Annotated in this window: 16 protein-coding genes; 1 reads left to right on the top strand and 15 read right to left on the bottom strand. The window is 64.0% G+C overall.

The window, feature by feature from the left end:
- Position 1 precedes the first annotated feature (1 nt).
- From pal to IE071_RS09805, 15 genes are all read right to left on the bottom strand, one after another.
- Positions 2 to 508 carry a peptidoglycan-associated lipoprotein Pal gene (pal, locus tag IE071_RS09735; protein ID WP_189441016.1) on the bottom strand — a complete coding sequence of 169 codons (507 nt, stop codon included), beginning with the start codon at positions 506 to 508 and terminating at the stop codon, positions 2 to 4.
- Positions 509 to 755: 247 nt separating this feature from the next.
- Positions 756 to 2,081 carry a Tol-Pal system beta propeller repeat protein TolB gene (gene tolB / locus IE071_RS09740; RefSeq protein ID WP_189441017.1) on the bottom strand — a complete coding sequence of 442 codons (1,326 nt, stop codon included), beginning with the start codon at positions 2,079 to 2,081 and terminating at the stop codon, positions 756 to 758.
- A complete protein-coding gene (gene tolA / locus IE071_RS09745) occupies positions 2,078 to 3,022 on the bottom strand; it encodes a cell envelope integrity protein TolA (protein ID WP_189441018.1) in 945 nt (314 codons plus the stop codon). The genes tolB and tolA overlap by 4 nt, the downstream gene beginning before the upstream one ends.
- On the bottom strand, positions 3,009 to 3,461 hold the full coding sequence (tolR, locus tag IE071_RS09750) for a protein TolR (RefSeq protein WP_189441019.1): 453 nt from the start codon (positions 3,459 to 3,461) through the stop codon (positions 3,009 to 3,011). The genes tolA and tolR overlap by 14 nt, the downstream gene beginning before the upstream one ends.
- Positions 3,462 to 3,475: 14 nt before the next feature.
- Complete coding sequence (gene tolQ, locus IE071_RS09755; protein ID WP_189441020.1) at positions 3,476 to 4,162, bottom strand: protein TolQ; 687 nt, start codon at positions 4,160 to 4,162, stop codon at positions 3,476 to 3,478.
- A 34-nt stretch (positions 4,163 to 4,196) separates the two neighbouring features.
- Positions 4,197 to 4,604: a tol-pal system-associated acyl-CoA thioesterase gene (gene ybgC, locus IE071_RS09760; RefSeq protein WP_229792849.1), complete on the bottom strand. Its 408-nt coding sequence runs from the start codon at positions 4,602 to 4,604 to the stop codon at positions 4,197 to 4,199.
- Positions 4,597 to 5,646, bottom strand: coding sequence for a Holliday junction branch migration DNA helicase RuvB (gene ruvB / locus IE071_RS09765; protein WP_189441022.1), 1,050 nt, complete (start codon positions 5,644 to 5,646; stop codon positions 4,597 to 4,599). The genes ybgC and ruvB overlap by 8 nt, the downstream gene beginning before the upstream one ends.
- 68 nt (positions 5,647 to 5,714) lie before the next feature.
- A complete protein-coding gene (locus tag IE071_RS09770; protein ID WP_229792850.1) occupies positions 5,715 to 7,616 on the bottom strand; it encodes a potassium transporter Kup in 1,902 nt (633 codons plus the stop codon).
- 2 nt (positions 7,617 to 7,618) lie between these two features.
- Positions 7,619 to 8,215 carry a Holliday junction branch migration protein RuvA gene (gene ruvA / locus IE071_RS09775; protein ID WP_189441023.1) on the bottom strand — a complete coding sequence of 199 codons (597 nt, stop codon included), beginning with the start codon at positions 8,213 to 8,215 and terminating at the stop codon, positions 7,619 to 7,621.
- A complete protein-coding gene (ruvC, locus tag IE071_RS09780; RefSeq protein WP_189441024.1) occupies positions 8,212 to 8,733 on the bottom strand; it encodes a crossover junction endodeoxyribonuclease RuvC in 522 nt (173 codons plus the stop codon). Before ruvC ends, ruvA begins: the two co-directional genes overlap by 4 nt.
- A gap of 34 nt (positions 8,734 to 8,767) precedes the next feature.
- Positions 8,768 to 9,502, bottom strand: a complete 735-nt coding sequence (locus tag IE071_RS09785) for a YebC/PmpR family DNA-binding transcriptional regulator (RefSeq protein ID WP_189441025.1) — start codon at positions 9,500 to 9,502, stop codon at positions 8,768 to 8,770.
- Positions 9,503 to 9,607: 105 nt separating this feature from the next.
- Entirely contained in the window at positions 9,608 to 10,237 is a 630-nt protein-coding gene (locus tag IE071_RS09790; protein ID WP_189441026.1) for an alpha/beta hydrolase, read from the bottom strand.
- A 40-nt stretch (positions 10,238 to 10,277) separates the two neighbouring features.
- Complete coding sequence (gene aspS / locus IE071_RS09795) at positions 10,278 to 12,050, bottom strand: aspartate--tRNA ligase (RefSeq protein WP_189441027.1); 1,773 nt, start codon at positions 12,048 to 12,050, stop codon at positions 10,278 to 10,280.
- Between the two features lie 116 nt (positions 12,051 to 12,166).
- Positions 12,167 to 12,760 (bottom strand): DUF3011 domain-containing protein, encoded by a 594-nt coding sequence (locus IE071_RS09800; protein WP_189441028.1) that lies wholly within the window; start codon positions 12,758 to 12,760, stop codon positions 12,167 to 12,169.
- Positions 12,761 to 12,863: 103 nt separating this feature from the next.
- The gene (locus IE071_RS09805) at positions 12,864 to 13,175 is read right to left on the bottom strand and encodes an FmdB family zinc ribbon protein (RefSeq protein ID WP_189441029.1); all 312 of its coding nucleotides are present in this window, start codon (positions 13,173 to 13,175) and stop codon (positions 12,864 to 12,866) included.
- 273 nt (positions 13,176 to 13,448) lie between these two features.
- Between IE071_RS09805 and IE071_RS09810 the strand changes: the two genes are divergently transcribed.
- Positions 13,449 to 15,923 (top strand): TonB-dependent receptor plug domain-containing protein, encoded by a 2,475-nt coding sequence (locus tag IE071_RS09810; RefSeq protein ID WP_189441030.1) that lies wholly within the window; start codon positions 13,449 to 13,451, stop codon positions 15,921 to 15,923.
- Positions 15,924 to 16,042 lie beyond the last annotated feature (119 nt).

The following is a 16,042-nucleotide window of genomic DNA, read 5'->3' on the forward strand; positions in this document are numbered from 1 at the left end:
CTTACTGCGCCGTGTAGACGATCTCGACGCGACGGTTCTTGCCCCAGCAATCCTCGTTGTGCTCACGGCACACCGGCTTCTCTTTGCCGTAGCTGATCACTTCGAGCTGGCTGGCCGAACCACCGGCTGCCTGCAGCGCGCTGGAGACGGCATTGCCACGACGCTCGCCGAGGCCCAGGTTGTATTCGCGCGTGCCGCGCTCGTCGGTGTTGCCTTCGAGACGGATGTGCGACATCGGGCGATCCTGCAGGTACTTGGCGTGGCACGCCATGATCTGCTGGAACTCCGGCTTGATTTCGGTCTTGTCGAAATCGAAGTACACGACGCGCTGACGCAGGCAGGCATCGGTATCGAGATCGGCGGGGGTGTACTTGCCATCAGACGCCTGAGTCTGAGTCTGGGTGTTCTGCTCCATGGGCGGCTGCGGCTTGACTTCTGCCTTCTTGGAGCAAGCGGCCGCGCCTACGCAGAGCAGGGCAACCAGGGCGACGCGAACGGTCTTATTCATGGTGACGTTCCTTACGAGTTGAGTTCCGACAAACGATGACGATCGAGGTTACGGGACAACGACGCCGGTTAACCGGCTGTTATTTTGACACGTGAAAGATCGGTTGTGCGTAACAATGCACAACCGACCTGACTGGACATGGCGCGGCAAAGCGTCACAACCGAAAACCGAATTACGCCAGAGGCGTTGCTCGGGCCCAATCCTTGGGCATCATGATGCCATACATGGTGCGTGGCAGCATGGAAAATCAGCGTTGACGATACGGACCCCAGGCAGGCTCCTGCACATTGCCGTCGGCAAGTGCGAGCCGTTGCCGGACCATCCCGTCGTTGGATACCGAATACAGAACTCCGCGACTACCCTCGGTGGCGGCGTACAGCAGCATGCTTGCGTTGGGCGCAAAGCTGACGGCGTCGTCGATCGGGCCCGGTGAGACGTAACGCACCTGCCCGCCCAAGCTACGATCCAGAATGGCAATACGATACACGTTCCCGTTGCCCTGCACCATCGCGATCTGTTTGCCGTCGTAACTCACCGAGGCCTTGAGGTTGTTCTGGCCCTGGAAGGTGACCCGCTCGGCCGCCCCGCCACCGGCAGGGACCTGGTAGATCTGCGGACGACCGGAACGGTCGGAGGTGAAATAGATGCTCTGGCCGTCCGGCGCCCATGTCGGCTCCGTATCGATCGACAGGCTGTTGGTCAATCGGGTTTCCTGACGGCTGCCCAGATCCAGCACGAAGATCTCGGGATTGCCGACATAGGACAGCGCGAGCGCCAGCTTGCGGCCGTCCGGCGACCAGGCCGGGGCGCCGTTGATGCCCTTGTGCGACGAGACCAGCTGGCGCGAGCCCGTGGTGATGTCCTGGATATAGATGTTCGAGTTGCCGCTCTCGAATGACACGTAGGCGATCTTGCGACCGTCCGGCGACCACGCCGGCGACAGCAGCGACTCCTTGGAGCGGGCGACGACCTGCGGGTTGAAGCCGTCCGAGTCGGCCACGATCAGCGAATAGGATGTGTTGTTGCCCAGGCCCACGGCGGTGATGTAGGCAATGCGGGTCCAGAACGCGCCGCGCACGCCGGTGATCTTTTCGTAGATCTGGTCGGCAATCTGGTGCGCCACGCCGCGCAGGTCGCCGGCCGGCACAGTGAATGCCTGCGCCAGCAGGCTCTGCTGCTTGTTGACATCCCACAGTTCGTACTCGACCCGCGTCATGCCGCCACCGGCATCGCTCACGCGACCGACGGTGATGTAGTCCTGCTTGAGCAAGCGCCAGGTAGCGAACTTGATGTCCGAACCCTTCGACGGCGTCTCAACGATGTCGCTCTTGGCCAGCGAGCGGAACTTGCCGGAGCGGTTGAAATCGTTGCGCATCACGTCGGCGATGTCGGTCGACAGCGGCGCGCCCCCCTGTTGGGCGAACGGCACCACCACGATCGGCGTGGCGGTCTTGACGCCGCCGACGATGTCGACATTCAGTGATTGGGCACTGACCGGGCCGACAAACAGCGCCGTAATGGCCAGCAGGACGAGGGCGAAGCTTGAGCTGAGTTTGCGCATGGGCTTGATCATTGCGGCCTGAAGGTGAAGGTAAGGTTGCGCTGGAACACGCTTTCAAAACCCTTGTACGGCAAGGTCTTGGTTCGCAGCACCGCGTTTTCGACCGAGCGCCGGCCGGCATCATCGTAGGGACAGCTGGAATCGACGGTGGCACTCATCACGTCACCGCCGGGTGATTGCACGATGTGAACCTGGCATGGAACCGCCGGTATGTTATCCGGCCGTAGCCAGTTCGGCGTGACCGCATTCTGAATGGCCGCGGCATATTCGTCGGCCAGACTGCTGTTGGCGCTGTTGTTGCCGGTCTGGCGCTGCGCGGCAGCAGGCAGATCGGGTTGACCGTCATCCTGCGCGTTCTTCAGGTCTTCCATCTGCTGCTTGGCCTGCTTGGCCTTGTTGTCCAACTGCTTGGTCTGAGCCGAGGCTGCGTCCATCTTGGCAAATATTGCGTCGAGCTTTTTCTTCTGTTCCTCTTTCTTCTTGGCTGCCTGCGCGTCCAGCTCGGACTGGCGCTGAAGTTCCTTTTCTTCCTGCAGCTTCTTGGCGTCTTCCGCCTTCAACGCGGCATCTTCGACCACACGCTCCTGCTCCACCACGTCGACTTGCTTGGGCGGAGGTGGCAGTGCCTTGACCACCGGCGTGTCGGGCTGCGGCGGCGTGGGCGGCGGCACGCTCGGCGGTGGCGGCACGGTATCGGGGATCGGTTTGGCCTTCACCGCCTTGGGCGGTGGGCTGCCGGTGGGGCCGATCAGGGTCGCCTCAATGATCTGCCCCTGCAGCTCCAGCGGCTTCGAGCAGGTGATCGGATTCATCCACGCCGGCAGATGCAGCGCCTCGAAGACGCTTTCGTAGCTCGAACACGGCAGGATCGCGAGGAACAGAAACCCCACGATGCCGATGTGCAGGATGGCGGAAAATACGACCGCCTTCGGCGTCGCCTTACTTTCGTCCATTGGACGTGCTCTTGCCTTGCTCGGGCTGGCCCATCAAACCCACCTTGGCGACGCCGGCCTGCTGCAGATCGGCCAGCACCTTGAACACGCCGCCGTAGGCGCCGCGTTCGTCGCCACCGACCAGCACGCTGACTTCGGGGTTCTCGCGCACGAACGCGCCGACCTTGAGCTTGAGCGCGTCCTCGTCGACCAGTTCTTTCTTCTCGCCGCTGAGGGTCAGATAGAGCTGGCCGTCCTGCAGCACCGAGACCAGTACCGGGTCCTTCTTCTGCTGCAGCGACTTGGCGTTGGCTTGCGGCAACTGCACGTCGACGCTGGAGTTCATCATCGGCGTGGTGACCATGAAGATGATCAACAGCACCAGCATCACGTCGATATACGGCACGACGTTGATTTCGGATTTCAGCTTGTAGCGCTTCTGGCGCCGGAGGGTTGCCATGACTGCTGCTCCGCTCAGGCCACGTCGTCGGTCTGGATCTGCCGCTGCAGCACGGAGGAGAACTCTTCCTGGAACACGTCATAGCGCGAGGCAATGCGCTCGACCTTGGTGGCGTAACGGTTGTACGCCCACTGCGCCGGAATCGCCGCGAACAGGCCCATCGCGGTGGCGATCAGCGCCTCGGAAATGTGCGGCGCGACCACCGCGATGGTCACGTCCTTCATCTCGCCCAAACCCTGGAACGCGCCCATGATGCCCCACACGGTACCGAACAGACCCACGTACGGGCTGATCGAACCGACGTTGGCGAGGAACTCCAGGTTGCGCTCGAGCGCGCCGATCTCGCGCGTGCCGGCGACCTGCATGGCGCGCTCGGAACCCTCGATCACACTGCGCGTGTCGTTCGTCTTGCGTTGCCGTTGACGGGCAAATTCGCGGAAGCCCGACTCGAAGATGTTCTCGATACCGCCGTTGCTGCCACCGCGATTGCTGACCTCGCGGAACAACTGGGCCAGATCGCCGCCGGACCAGAAGCGCTCCTCGAACGCCTCGGCGTCTTCCATCGCCGCCTTGGTCTGCGTGTATTTGCGGATGATGATCACCCATGACAGGAACGAGAACACCAGCAGCACCAGCAACACCAGCTTCACCGGCCAGCTCGAATCCGCGATCAGCGAAAAAATGTTCAGTCCACCGTTCATTGCTTGAAGGTTCTCCGCCAGTTGGCTTGGTTGTCTAGGGTGCAGGTTCGGGAATCAGATCGGCAGGAATCGGTGCCGGGCGCATGCGCTGAAGATCCACGCAGGCCACCCGCACTTGCGCGCGGATCAGGCAGCTGCCGTCTGTCTTCGTGATCGTCTGGGTGAACAGGATACTGGCTGCGCGTCGTTCTTTGACTTCGACCGTTACCGACAGTTCATCATCCAGCAGGGCTGGCTTGAGGAAATCGATCTGCATGTCGCGCACCATGAAGGCCAGCCCGGTGGCCTGCTTGAACGCCATCTGGTCGACGCCGAGCGCGCGCATCCACTCGCTGCGCGCGCGTTCCATGAAGCGCAGGTAGCCGGCGTGATAGACCACGCCGCCGGCATCGGTGTCTTCCCAGTACACCCGCACCGGCCAGCTGAAGACCGACTCAGACATCGCCGGCCTCGGCATTGAACAGGTCGGCCGGCTGCGCCTGTCGCGGCGGCGGGACCAGTCCCAAGTGGCGCCAGCCCTTGGCGCTGATCATGCGTCCGCGCGCCGTGCGGATCAGGTAGCCCTGCTGGATCAGGTACGGTTCGACCACATCCTCGAGGGTGCCGCGATCCTCGCTCAGCGCAGCGGCCAGCGATTCCACGCCGACCGGACCACCGTCGAAGTTCTCGACGATCAGGCTGAGCAGACGCCGATCCAGCTCGTCGAAACCTTCCGGGTCGATCTTCAACATGTCCAGCGCGGCCTGCGCCACCGGCAGCGTGATCTCGCCACCGGCACGTACTTCGGCGTAATCGCGCACGCGGCGCAGCAAGCGGTTGGCGATGCGCGGCGTGCCACGCGAACGACGGGCGATCTCCTGCGCCCCTTCCGGCGCGCAGACGATGCCGAGGATGCGCGACGCGCGACGCACGATCGCGGCGAGCTCGTCGGCGGTATAGAACTCCAGTCGCTGCACGATGCCGAAGCGGTCGCGCAGTGGTGCGGTGAGCATGCCGGCGCGGGTGGTTGCACCGATCAGGGTGAACGGCGGCAGGTCCAGCTTGATCGAGCGTGCGGCCGGACCTTCACCGATCATGATGTCGATCTGGAAGTCCTCCATCGCCGGATACAGCACTTCCTCGACCACCGGCGACAGCCGATGAATCTCGTCGACGAACAGCACGTCGTTCGCCTCGAGGTTGGTCAGCAGCGCGGCGAGGTCGCCGGCACGTTCCAGCACCGGACCGGAGGTGGAGCGCACGTTGACGCCAAGCTCATTGGCGATGACGTGGCTCAGCGTGGTCTTGCCCAGACCGGGCGGCCCGAAGATCAGCACGTGATCCAGCGCACCACCGCGCTTCCTGGCTGCCTCGATGTAGATCGACAGCTGTTCGCGTACCGCCTGTTGACCCAGGTATTCGGCCAGCCGCTTCGGACGGATGGTGGCTTCCAGCGCGTCGTCGTCGAGCTGGGCGGCAGCGGTGATGATGCGGTGGTCGGTCATGTCCGCATTATGGCAGGCCCGTCATGCACATGTAGGAGCCCGCGAGCGGGCTCCTACATGACCATCCCTCAGATTTCGATCTGTGCGCCCAGCTCGATCAGCCGGTTGCCGGGAATCTGGAAGAACGCGGTAGCCGGCATCGCATTGCGCGACAGGAACGCGAACAGCTTGTCGCGCCACAGCGCCATGCCGGGACGGCGGACATCCGCCACGATGTTCTCGCGCGACAGGAAGAACGTGGTGTCCATCATGTCGAAGCCGAGGCCCTCGCGCGTGCACCGCGACAACGCCTGCGGGATGTTGGGATCCTCGGCAAAACCGAAGCGCAGCTCCAGCCCAAAGAAGTTGCCTTCCAGCGGCTTGATCTCGATGCGTTCCTCGACTTCAGCCACCGGCGTCTCCAGCATCTCCACCGTCAGCAGCACGTTGCGCTCGTGCAGCACCTTGTTGTGCTTGAGGTTGTGCAGCAGCGCGTGCGGCACGGCATGCTGGTTGGCGGTGAGGAACACGGCCGTACCCGGCACGCGCAGCGGCGGGTGTTCGGCGATGTTCTCGATGAACGGCTGCAACGCGAGCCCGGACTGCTTGATCTCGCGCACCACCAGTTCGCGGCCGCGACGCCAAGTCGTCATCACGGTGAAGATCACTACGCCCAGCACCAGCGGGAACCAGCCGCCGCGGGCGATCTTCAGCAGGTTCGCACCGAAGAACGCGAGGTCGATGACCAGGAACAGCACGCCGACCAGGATCACCGCGGGCATGCTCCAGTTCCAGCGCTTGCGCGCCACCACCAGCGCAAGCAGCGTCGTGACCGTCATCGTGCCGGTCACTGCGATACCGTAAGCGGCGCCCAGATTGTCCGAGCTGCGGAAGCCGAGCACCGCAAGGATCACCAGCACCATCAGCAGCTTGTTGACCCACGGCACGAAAATCTGCCCGGACATCTCGCGCGAGGTATGCACCACCGCCATGCGCGGCGAGTAGCCCAGCGACATCGCCTCGCGGGTCATCGAGAACGCACCGGAAATCACCGCCTGCGATGCGATCACCGCCGCGGCGGCGGACAACGCGATCATCGGGTACAGCAGCGACTCGGGCACCATCAGGTAGAACGGACTCTCGATCGCCCGCGGATTGCTCAGCAGCAAGGCACCCTGGCCGAAGTAATTGAGCAGCAGCGACGGCAACACGAAACCGAACCAGGCCACGCGGATCGGTTTCTTGCCGAAATGACCCATGTCCGCGTACAGCGCCTCGGCGCCGGTCAACGCCAGCACCACACCGCCCAGGGCGATGAACGAGGTGTCGCCGTGATTGATGAAGAAGCGCACCGCGTGCCACGGATTGACTGCGTACAGCACCTGCGGATTGGCGATGATCTGGCGCACGCCGAGTATCGCCAGTACCACGAACCACACCGTCATCACCGGCGCAAACGCCTTGCCGACCTTGTGCGTGCCATGCCGCTGTACCGCAAACATGCCGAGCAGGATCACCAGCGCGATCCACACCACGTATTTGTCCAGGGCGGGTGCCGCAACGCCCAAACCTTCCACCGCGCCAAGAACCGAAATGGCCGGCGTGATCACGCCGTCACCATAGAACAGCGCCGCGCCAAAGATGCCGAACGCGGCCAGCACCCAGCGTGCGCGCGCCGAGCCGCTCATCGAGCGCTGCGCCAGCGCCATCAGCGCCATGATGCCGCCCTCGCCCTTGTTGTCCGCGCGCATCACGAAGGTGACGTATTTCAGCGACACCACCATGATCAGCGACCAGAACACCAACGACAGCACGCCCAGTACCGCCGACGGCGTCGGCGTCATGCCGTGCGTGCCGAGGGTTTCCTTCATGGTGTACAGCGGGCTGGTACCGATATCGCCGAACACCACGCCGATGGCGCCCAACGCCAGCGCTGTCAGCCGACTGCGGACCTCTGCGGTCGGCCCGCTCTGATTGATTTCATGACTCACGATCAAGCTCCGAGCGCTGCGCGCAGCGCCTTGCGGATGATGGCTTCGGCGTTATCGCCTTCGGCGGCGACCTTCTGCACCAGCCGGGAGACTTCGGCCGGCTTGTAGCCCAGCTGTTGCAGCGCCACGGTAGCTTCGCCGGAGGCATCCAGAGGAGCGCCCGCGGCGTGCACCGGTGCGCCGGAAACGCCGGCCATGCCATCGAGACGATCGCGCAGCTCGACCACGATGCGCTCGGCGGTCTTCTTGCCGATGCCGGGAATCTTGGTCAGCGCGACCACATCACCGGCGTGTACCAGCCGCGCGAAGTGATCGGTGGATACACCGGATAACACGGACAGTGCGATCTTCGCGCCGATCCCGCTGACCTTGAGCAGGTTGCGGAACAGCACGCGTTCGCTCTCATGCAGGAAGCCGTACAGCGTCACGCCGTCCTCCTTCACCGCATGATGGGTAAGCAGGACGACTTCCTTGCCGAGGCCCGGCAGGTCGTAGATCGTCGACATCGGCGCTTCGACTTCATAGCCAACACCGGCGACTTCGACCAGCAGCGACGGTGGCTGCTTGCTGATCAATGTGCCGCGCAGACGCCCGATCATCGACGCCGTCTCCAGGCCGTGCGCGGAATGCCGACGCGAACCAGGCTGGCACGGGTGTGCGCATGGGTGACCGCAATCGCCAGCGCATCGGCGGCGTCCGCCTGCAACGGGCCCTTGAGGCCGAGCAGAATGCCAATCATGTGTTGCACCTGGGTCTTGTCGCTGCGGCCGCTACCGACCACGGACTGCTTCACTTCGGTTGCTGCGTATTCGTGCACCACGATCCCCTGACTGACCACCGCGCAGATCGCGGCGCCACGTGCCTGCCCCAGTTTCAGCGCCGAATCCGGGTTGCGCGCCATGAACACGCGCTCGATCCCGCACTCGGCCGGTTGATGCGCGGCGATGATGTCACACAGTTCGTCAAAGATGCGTTTCAGGCGCAATGGAAACGTGGCCTCGCCGGCCACCACCAGGGCACCGTGAAAGACATGGGTGAGCTTGCCGGCATCATCTACGTCGATGATGCCCACACCGGTGCGCTGACTGCCGGGGTCGATGCCGATAATGCGGGTCATCGTCGGTGCGATGCGAAGGCGCGCGGCCTCCGACTTATTCGGCGACCTCGGCGGGCAGCAAGGCGTTGTGTGACACATCACTGACATCGTCCAGCGCATCGAGCTTTTCGAGCAGGTCGAGCAGCGATTCCAGCGCGTCGTCGGGCACCGCGACGCGATTGTTCGGACGCATCACCACGCCACCATGCTGCGCACTCAGGCCGGCATCGACCAGCGCCTGCTGCACGGCTTCGAAGTTCTCCACCGCGCACAGCACGACACTCTCGCCGTTCTCGTTGACCACGTCGTCGGCACCGGCTTCCAGGGCCGCTTCCAGCACTTTTTCCTCGGCCGCCGCATCGCCATGGGTGATGAACACCAACTCGCCACAGCGGGTGAACTGGAACGCCACCGAGCCGCTGGTGCCGAGGTTACCACCGTGTTTGGTCAGCGCGTGGCGCACTTCGGCGACGGTGCGCACCGGGTTGTCGGTGAAGCTTTCAATGATCAGTGCAATGCCGGCCGGGCCATAGCCCTCATAGCGCAGTTCCTGCATGTCGGCACCGCCGTCAGCACCGGAACCACGCTTGATTGCGCGGTCGATGGTGTCGCGGGTCATGTTCGCCGACAGCGCCTTGTCCACCGCCGAACGCAGCCGCGAATTGGCCGCCGGATCGGCGACGCCGGCGCGGGTGGCGACGGTGATTTCGCGGATCAGCTTGGTGAATACCTTGGCGCGCTTGGCGTCTTCGGCACTCTTGCGGCCTTCGATGGACGGGCCTCTACCCATGACAATACCTGCACTTGGATCAGATGAACGAACCGGGAATTTTACCTGATTTCGGATCGCGTGCCGGAATTCCCCCACGCCGCGGTGGAGTGCGGGTTGAGCCAGTCAATCGGCCTCGAAACGGCCCTGCTTCAGGAATCGCGCGACCCGCTGAGCCACCTCGGCGGAAAACAGCAGGCCGGTATGGTTCGCCTCGACCACGGAGTGGGCAGTCAGTCCGTCCAGCCGGGTTTCGTCGACCGCCACGGTGCCGTCGTGCTCGCCGGCAAAGCGGCCCAGCATGGCACCGAGACCGAGCGGCATGCGGCCGGCGATCATGCCGACTTCGCGCGGCCCGTCCCAGCGCTCGAAGCCCTGCTCCAGCAATTCGCGGTTGTGCCCCAGCAGCACTTCGCCGCCGCGGCCCCAGGCGGCAAAGCCACGCGCGGCGGCGCTGCCCTTCAGAGGCGAACCCAGACAGACGATACGGCCGGGTGGCAGCTCGCCATCGAGGCAAGCACGCAAGGCCAGCAGACCGCCGAGGCTGTGACCGACCAGATGCACCGCATCGGCCTCCGCCGCCAGGCCATTCATGCGCGCCTGCAAGCGATCAAGAATGCGCTGCTGGGTCGCCGCCACGCTGAGGTAGTCGAAACGGTGCACGCGAAAGCCCGCCTCGATCAGCCGACGGTGCAGCATGGACAGCGCAAAGCCGCGCATCCACAGACCGTGCAGCAGGATCACGTGCTCGCTCATGGCATGCCGCAGGAAGGTCGCACGGGGAACTGTCGGCGATTCAGCCGACAGCCTCCTTGCCAGCCGCCACGCGCACATGCAGCTCTTTCAGCTGCGCGTCGCTCACCATCGACGGCGCGTCGGTCATCAAATCCTGCGCGCTGGTGGTCTTGGGGAACGCGATCACGTCACGGATCGATTCGGTGCCGGCCATCAAGGCGGCGATGCGGTCGATACCGAACGCGAGGCCACCGTGCGGCGGTGCACCGAACTTGAGTGCCTTGAGCAGGAAACCGAACTTCATCTCGGCCTCTGCGGCGCCGATGCCGAGCAGCTCAAACACCGTACTCTGCATCTCCGGCCGATGGATACGGATCGAACCACCGCCGATCTCGTTGCCGTTCAACACCATGTCGTAACCGCGGCTCACCGCGTTGGCGGCATTCGCACGCAGGTCGGCGACGTCGTCGATCTTCGGCGCCGTGAACGGATGATGCAGGGCGACGAAGCGCTGCTCCTCCGCGTCGTATTCGAACATCGGGAAGTCGGTGACCCACAGCGGCTTCCAGCTGTCCTCGACCAGGCCGCGATCCTTGCCGGCCTTCAGCCGCAGCGCGCCCATGAAGTCGGTGACCGTCTTCCAGCTACCGGCACCGAAGAACACGATGTCGCCGGTCTGCGCGCCGGTCGCCTTGAGCACGCCGTCCAGCGCCGCGTCGTCGAGGAACTTCGCCACCGGCGAGTTGATCCCGTCGCGACCCTTGGCCAGATCCTCGACCTTCAGCCACGCCAGACCCTTCGCGCCATAACGCGACACATATTCGGTCAATCCGTCGATGTCCTTGCGCGACAGCGTGCTACCGCCAGGCACACGCAGCGCGGCGACACGGCCGGCTGGATCGTTGGCCGGCTCGGCGAATACCTTGAATTCGACGTGCTTCACCGCGTCGGCGATGTCGACCAGCTCCAGCGCGATGCGCAGGTCGGGCTTGTCCGAACCGAAGCGACGCATCGCCTCGGCCCAGGTCATGCGCGGGAAGCTCGCATCGAGTTCGACGCCTTGCACTTCGCGGAACACGTGGCGGATCAGTTCCTCCACGAAATCCTGCACGTCCTTCTCTTCGACGAACGCGAACTCCAGGTCGAGCTGAGTGAATTCCGGCTGGCGATCGGCACGCAGGTCCTCGTCGCGGAAGCAGCGCGCGATCTGGTAGTAGCGGTCGAAGCCGGCCACCATCAGGATCTGCTTGAACAGCTGCGGCGACTGCGGCAGCGCGTAGAACTGGCCCGGATGCACGCGGCTGGGCACCAGGTAATCGCGCGCGCCTTCCGGTGTGGCCTTGGTCAGGATCGGTGTCTCGACGTCCTGGAAACCGCGTTCGTCGAGATAGCGACGCAAGGTCTGCACCAGCTTGATCCGCTTGCGCATCATCGCCTGCATTTCCGGACGACGCAGATCGAGGTAGCGGTAGGTCATCCGCATGTCCTCGTTCGGATTCTCGTGCAGCGCGAACGGCAGATCCTTCGCGGCGTTGAGAATCTCCACCGTGTCGGCAACGAGTTCGACCGTGCCGGTCTTCAACTTGTCGTTGACCGATACGCGTTGACGGATCGTGCCGATGACGCGCAGGCAGTATTCGTTGCCGATCTCGTTCGCCACCGCAAAGGCAGCTGCGTTATCGCGATCGATCACTACCTGGGCCAGGCCCTCATGATCACGCAGGTCGACGAAGGCGACATGACTCTGCAGCCGCAGGGTATTGACCCAGCCGCACAGGGTGACAGTCTGGCCGATCAGCGACTCATTGATGAGGCCGCAGTAATGCGTGCGCATGCGTTGGAACTCCGGCGTCGCCGCAGCGACTTCAGGCGTGGGAAAAGACTGCGAAGTTTACCACCGCGGCGCGGCGGGTCGGCTGGACGCGGCTGTGGGCTGCTCCAGATCCGAGCCTACCAGCGCCGGTCGACGAGAAATTCGCCACGGCAGCCGTGCGCCACCCACACCCCGGCGCGGTTCCAGCCCCAGCTGTAGCCCTCGGTGCAACGGGCGTCGGAGAGCTGCCGCCCCAGCCGCACGCTGCCATTGCGACCCACGTCGACCTGACACATCTGGTACTTCTTCTTGTTGCTGTCGCACTGCAGGCTGATCTGGCGATTCCAGTCGGGACCTGGCTGCCAGCCACCTTGGTCGCCGTAACCACGATCACGGCGATCGTCGTCGTAGCGATTGTCGTAACGGCTGTCACGGCGGTCGCCATAGCCACCGCGGTCGGCCGGACCGAACAAGCCGCGACAACCGCGATCAACCCACAGGGTGGTGTCATCCATGCCCCAGCTCTGGCCGCGGATGCAATCGGCCTTCGACTCCTGCTTATACAGCTCGACGTATTGCCACGGCACGGCGCAACGTGCGTAGTGGCCATCGTTGCTCACGCAGCGCACCGGTGCATCCGACTGCGCCAGGACGGGCGGCGCCACCCCGAGCAAGCCACCCACGAACCCGGCCACGATGATCCCGCCTGCCCATCCGCCCATTGCACGCATCGCCCTGCCTCCTCACTCGTATCGAACCGGCACCGTCGCCAGCGTCTTCGGCATCAGCATATCTTGCGTCGGAATGCAGGAACCGGCCGGGCGTTCTGCCGGTTCAGCTGGCGCTTTCCCCGGAACCGCCGGTCGCAGGCGTGGCGACCGGTGCAGGTGCAGGTGCTGGCGACGCCGCAGTGGTGGTGCCGGACTGGCCACCATCGCCGGCCAGGTTGCGCTTCTTGTCGCCGTCTTTCTTGAAATCGGTTTCGTACCAGCCACTGCCGGCCAGCCGGAACGATGGCGCACTGACCATCCGCCGCAGATGCGGCGCATCGCAGGCCGGGCAGATCGAGGGATCGGTATCGGACAACTTCTGCAGGCGATCGAAACGATGACCGCAATGGCTGCATTCAAATTCGTAGATGGGCATGAAAACTCCGGACAGTCCAGCCAACGCGGGGCTGGCAGCAGACCATTATCGGCGCGTTCGCGCGGATTTCAATGTCCCACCCGGCGCGTGGCACCGGCTGTACTGCGGGAGTAGCCTGCGATCAGGGGGCAGAACAGCCCCAGGCCACCCGTTGATCACGGCATCAATCGGGTGGATTGGACGTATAGACGTCTATACGGCTATTGACGGAGACATGATGCGTCACTAATCTGCAATTGCTGCGACGCAGCACCCATGAAACGGAGAGTCCCCATGAGCAAGCGTTCCAATCCGATCGTACTGGCATGGCTGCCTGCCGCCGTGCTGCTGGCACTGGCCAGCAACGCCGCCGCGCAGGACGCCAGCGCGCCTCCGGCAGCCAAGGCCAAGGACCTGAGCGCCGTGATCGTCACCGGCACCCGCTCCGACAGCCGCACCGAAAGCAGCTCGCTGACGCCGATCGACGTGGTCTCGGCCAAGGTACTGCAGCAGACCGGAACCAACGACCTGCCCACGGCACTCGCCCGCATCATCCCATCACTGAACTTCCCGCGCCCCGCCGCAGCCGATACGGCGGATACGCAGCGTCCGGCGCAGTTGCGCGGGCTCTCGCCGGACCAGGTGCTGGTACTGGTGAACGGCAAGCGCTGGCATCCCGGCGCGATCCTGCTGAACAACGGCGTGATCGGCCGCGGTTCGCAGTCGGTGGACCTCAATACCATCCCGCTGTCGGCGATCGATCACATCGAAGTGCTGCGTGACGGCGCGTCGGCACAGTACGGCTCCGACGCCATCGCCGGCGTGATCAACATCATCCTGAAGAAAGGGGCGAAGGGCGGCGACGTCGAGCTCAGCGGCGGCCAGTATTCCGCGGGCGATGGCCGGCAATGGCAGGGTTCGGCCAACTTCGGCATCCCGCTGAGCGACGACAAGGGCTGGCTGCGCTTCACCGTACAGAGCGGCAACGAGGATTACACCAATCGCGCCGGGCCAGACAAGCGCCCGGGCTTCCCCGGTCTTGGCGTGAACTTCCGCCAAGGCGACCCGGCGGTGCATGACACCAACCTGCTGCTCAACGCGCAGTACGACATCACGCCCGATGTGCAGTTCTACGCGTTTGGCCACTACGGTCGCCGCGAAAGCACCTCGCCGGCATTTTTCCGCTACGGCACCAATTCGCCGAAGCCGAACAATGCCCTGATCAGCCGGGTTTATCCCGACGGCTTCCTGCCGCTCGAGCACGCCGACTCCACCGACCAATCCTTCGTCGCGGGCCTGCGCGGCACGATCGACGGCTGGCGCTGGGATCTGAGCGGCAACTTTGGCCGCAATCGCGTTTCCTATCAAACACGGCACAGCCTCAATTACGCCTACTTGCACGATTTCGGCACCACGCCGACTACGTTCCACGATGGCCTGCTGTCCGCAGCGCAGCAAAGCCTTGACCTCGACATCGCCAAGGACGTCCCGGTCAGCTGGCTGCCCAACCCGGTCACGGTAGCGTTCGGCGCGCAATACCTGCGCCAGACTTACGGTATCCAGGCCGGCTCGCTGCCGTCCTGGTACGTCGGCACATCCGGCGTCTCCGGCGGCGCGCAGGGTTTTGCCGGCTGGCAACCGTCCAACGCCATTGATGCCTCGCGTCAGGACGTGGCCGAATATCTCGACCTGGAAACCAACCTGACCGATAAACTGGGTGTCGCCGCGGCGGTGCGGCACGAGCACTACAACGATTTCGGCAACACCACCTCGGGCTCGCTGGCGGGCCGCTTCGACTTCACCGATACCTTCGCGCTGCGCGCCAGCGCTTCGACCGGTTTCCGGGCGCCATCGCTGGGCCAGGAATACTTCTCGCAGACGTCCTCGCTGTTCTTCGCCAACGGCAATTCGGCAGGCCTCCCTGCCGGCATCTACAACTCGGGTCTGGTGCCGGTTGGCAGCCAGATCGCACGATTGCTCGGCTCGGAGCCGCTGAAGCCGGAGAAGTCGAGGAACTACACCCTGGGCGCGGTATGGAACCCGACCGATGCACTGAACCTCAGCCTGGACGTCTACCAGATCAACATCCAGAACCGCATCGCACTCTCCGGCGCGATCTCGACCACCGCACCGGCCGTGGTGAATTATCTGACGGCCAATGGCATCGGCACCCTCAACTACAGCAGCATCGACTACTTCACCAACGCCGCCAGTACGCGCACGCGTGGCGTCGACGTCGTGGCCACCTATCTGGCCGACCTGGGCAGCTCAGGCACCCTCACCACCACACTGAGCGCCAACTACAACCAGAACACGGTCACCAGCGTCAAACCCAACCCGGCGGTACTGACCAACCTGGGCGTCAATTTCGTCCGCCTGAGCCGCCAGGACATCAAGGGCTACCTGGCCAATTCGAGTCCGCGCAGCAAGCTCATCCTCAGCGAGCAGTACAACGTCGGGAACTGGGGAGTGACCGGCACGCTGACCCGCTACGGCCGTTACACCAGCTACGTCAGCAATCTCGCCAGCTACAACGTGGCCACCGGCGTGGTCGATCAGACGTTCACACCCAAATGGATCCTCGATCTGGCGGTGAACTACAACCTGCATGACTGGACGTTCACCGTGGGTGCGGATGACGCGCTCAACATCTATCCGGACAAGAACATTCCCAACAACACCAACAACGGCACGCTGCCGTATTCCACGTTCTCCCCGTTCGGTTACAACGGCGCCTATGTCTACGGCAAGGTGATATATCGCTGGTAACCCCAGTCGCCAGCGGATCAGTTCACGCCTGTTCCGCTGGCGATGGCAACTCCTCCATGGCCCTTGGCCATCCCGGTCATTGGCGGCAGCAAGCCGTCCTCCCGCACGTTATCTCCCCA

This window comes from Rhodanobacter panaciterrae, from assembly GCF_014651895.1.
Taxonomy (GTDB): domain Bacteria; phylum Pseudomonadota; class Gammaproteobacteria; order Xanthomonadales; family Rhodanobacteraceae; genus Rhodanobacter; species Rhodanobacter panaciterrae.

What these genes read in the sequence shown, in the direction of transcription:
- pal (WP_189441016.1), bottom strand. Translation starts at nt 508, where the DNA reads ATGAATAAGACCGTTCGCGTCGCCCTGGTTGCCCTGCTCTGCGTAGGC.
- tolB (WP_189441017.1), bottom strand. Translation starts at nt 2,081, where the DNA reads ATGATCAAGCCCATGCGCAAACTCAGCTCAAGCTTCGCCCTCGTCCTG.
- tolA (WP_189441018.1), bottom strand. Translation starts at nt 3,022, where the DNA reads ATGGACGAAAGTAAGGCGACGCCGAAGGCGGTCGTATTTTCCGCCATC.
- tolR (WP_189441019.1), bottom strand. Translation starts at nt 3,461, where the DNA reads ATGGCAACCCTCCGGCGCCAGAAGCGCTACAAGCTGAAATCCGAAATC.
- tolQ (WP_189441020.1), bottom strand. Translation starts at nt 4,162, where the DNA reads ATGAACGGTGGACTGAACATTTTTTCGCTGATCGCGGATTCGAGCTGG.
- ybgC (WP_229792849.1), bottom strand. Translation starts at nt 4,604, where the DNA reads ATGTCTGAGTCGGTCTTCAGCTGGCCGGTGCGGGTGTACTGGGAAGAC.
- ruvB (WP_189441022.1), bottom strand. Translation starts at nt 5,646, where the DNA reads ATGACCGACCACCGCATCATCACCGCTGCCGCCCAGCTCGACGACGAC.
- ruvA (WP_189441023.1), bottom strand. Translation starts at nt 8,215, where the DNA reads ATGATCGGGCGTCTGCGCGGCACATTGATCAGCAAGCAGCCACCGTCG.
- ruvC (WP_189441024.1), bottom strand. Translation starts at nt 8,733, where the DNA reads ATGACCCGCATTATCGGCATCGACCCCGGCAGTCAGCGCACCGGTGTG.
- IE071_RS09785 (WP_189441025.1), bottom strand. Translation starts at nt 9,502, where the DNA reads ATGGGTAGAGGCCCGTCCATCGAAGGCCGCAAGAGTGCCGAAGACGCC.
- IE071_RS09790 (WP_189441026.1), bottom strand. Translation starts at nt 10,237, where the DNA reads ATGAGCGAGCACGTGATCCTGCTGCACGGTCTGTGGATGCGCGGCTTT.
- aspS (WP_189441027.1), bottom strand. Translation starts at nt 12,050, where the DNA reads ATGCGCACGCATTACTGCGGCCTCATCAATGAGTCGCTGATCGGCCAG.
- IE071_RS09800 (WP_189441028.1), bottom strand. Translation starts at nt 12,760, where the DNA reads ATGCGTGCAATGGGCGGATGGGCAGGCGGGATCATCGTGGCCGGGTTC.
- IE071_RS09805 (WP_189441029.1), bottom strand. Translation starts at nt 13,175, where the DNA reads ATGCCCATCTACGAATTTGAATGCAGCCATTGCGGTCATCGTTTCGAT.
- IE071_RS09810 (WP_189441030.1), top strand. Translation starts at nt 13,449, where the DNA reads ATGAGCAAGCGTTCCAATCCGATCGTACTGGCATGGCTGCCTGCCGCC.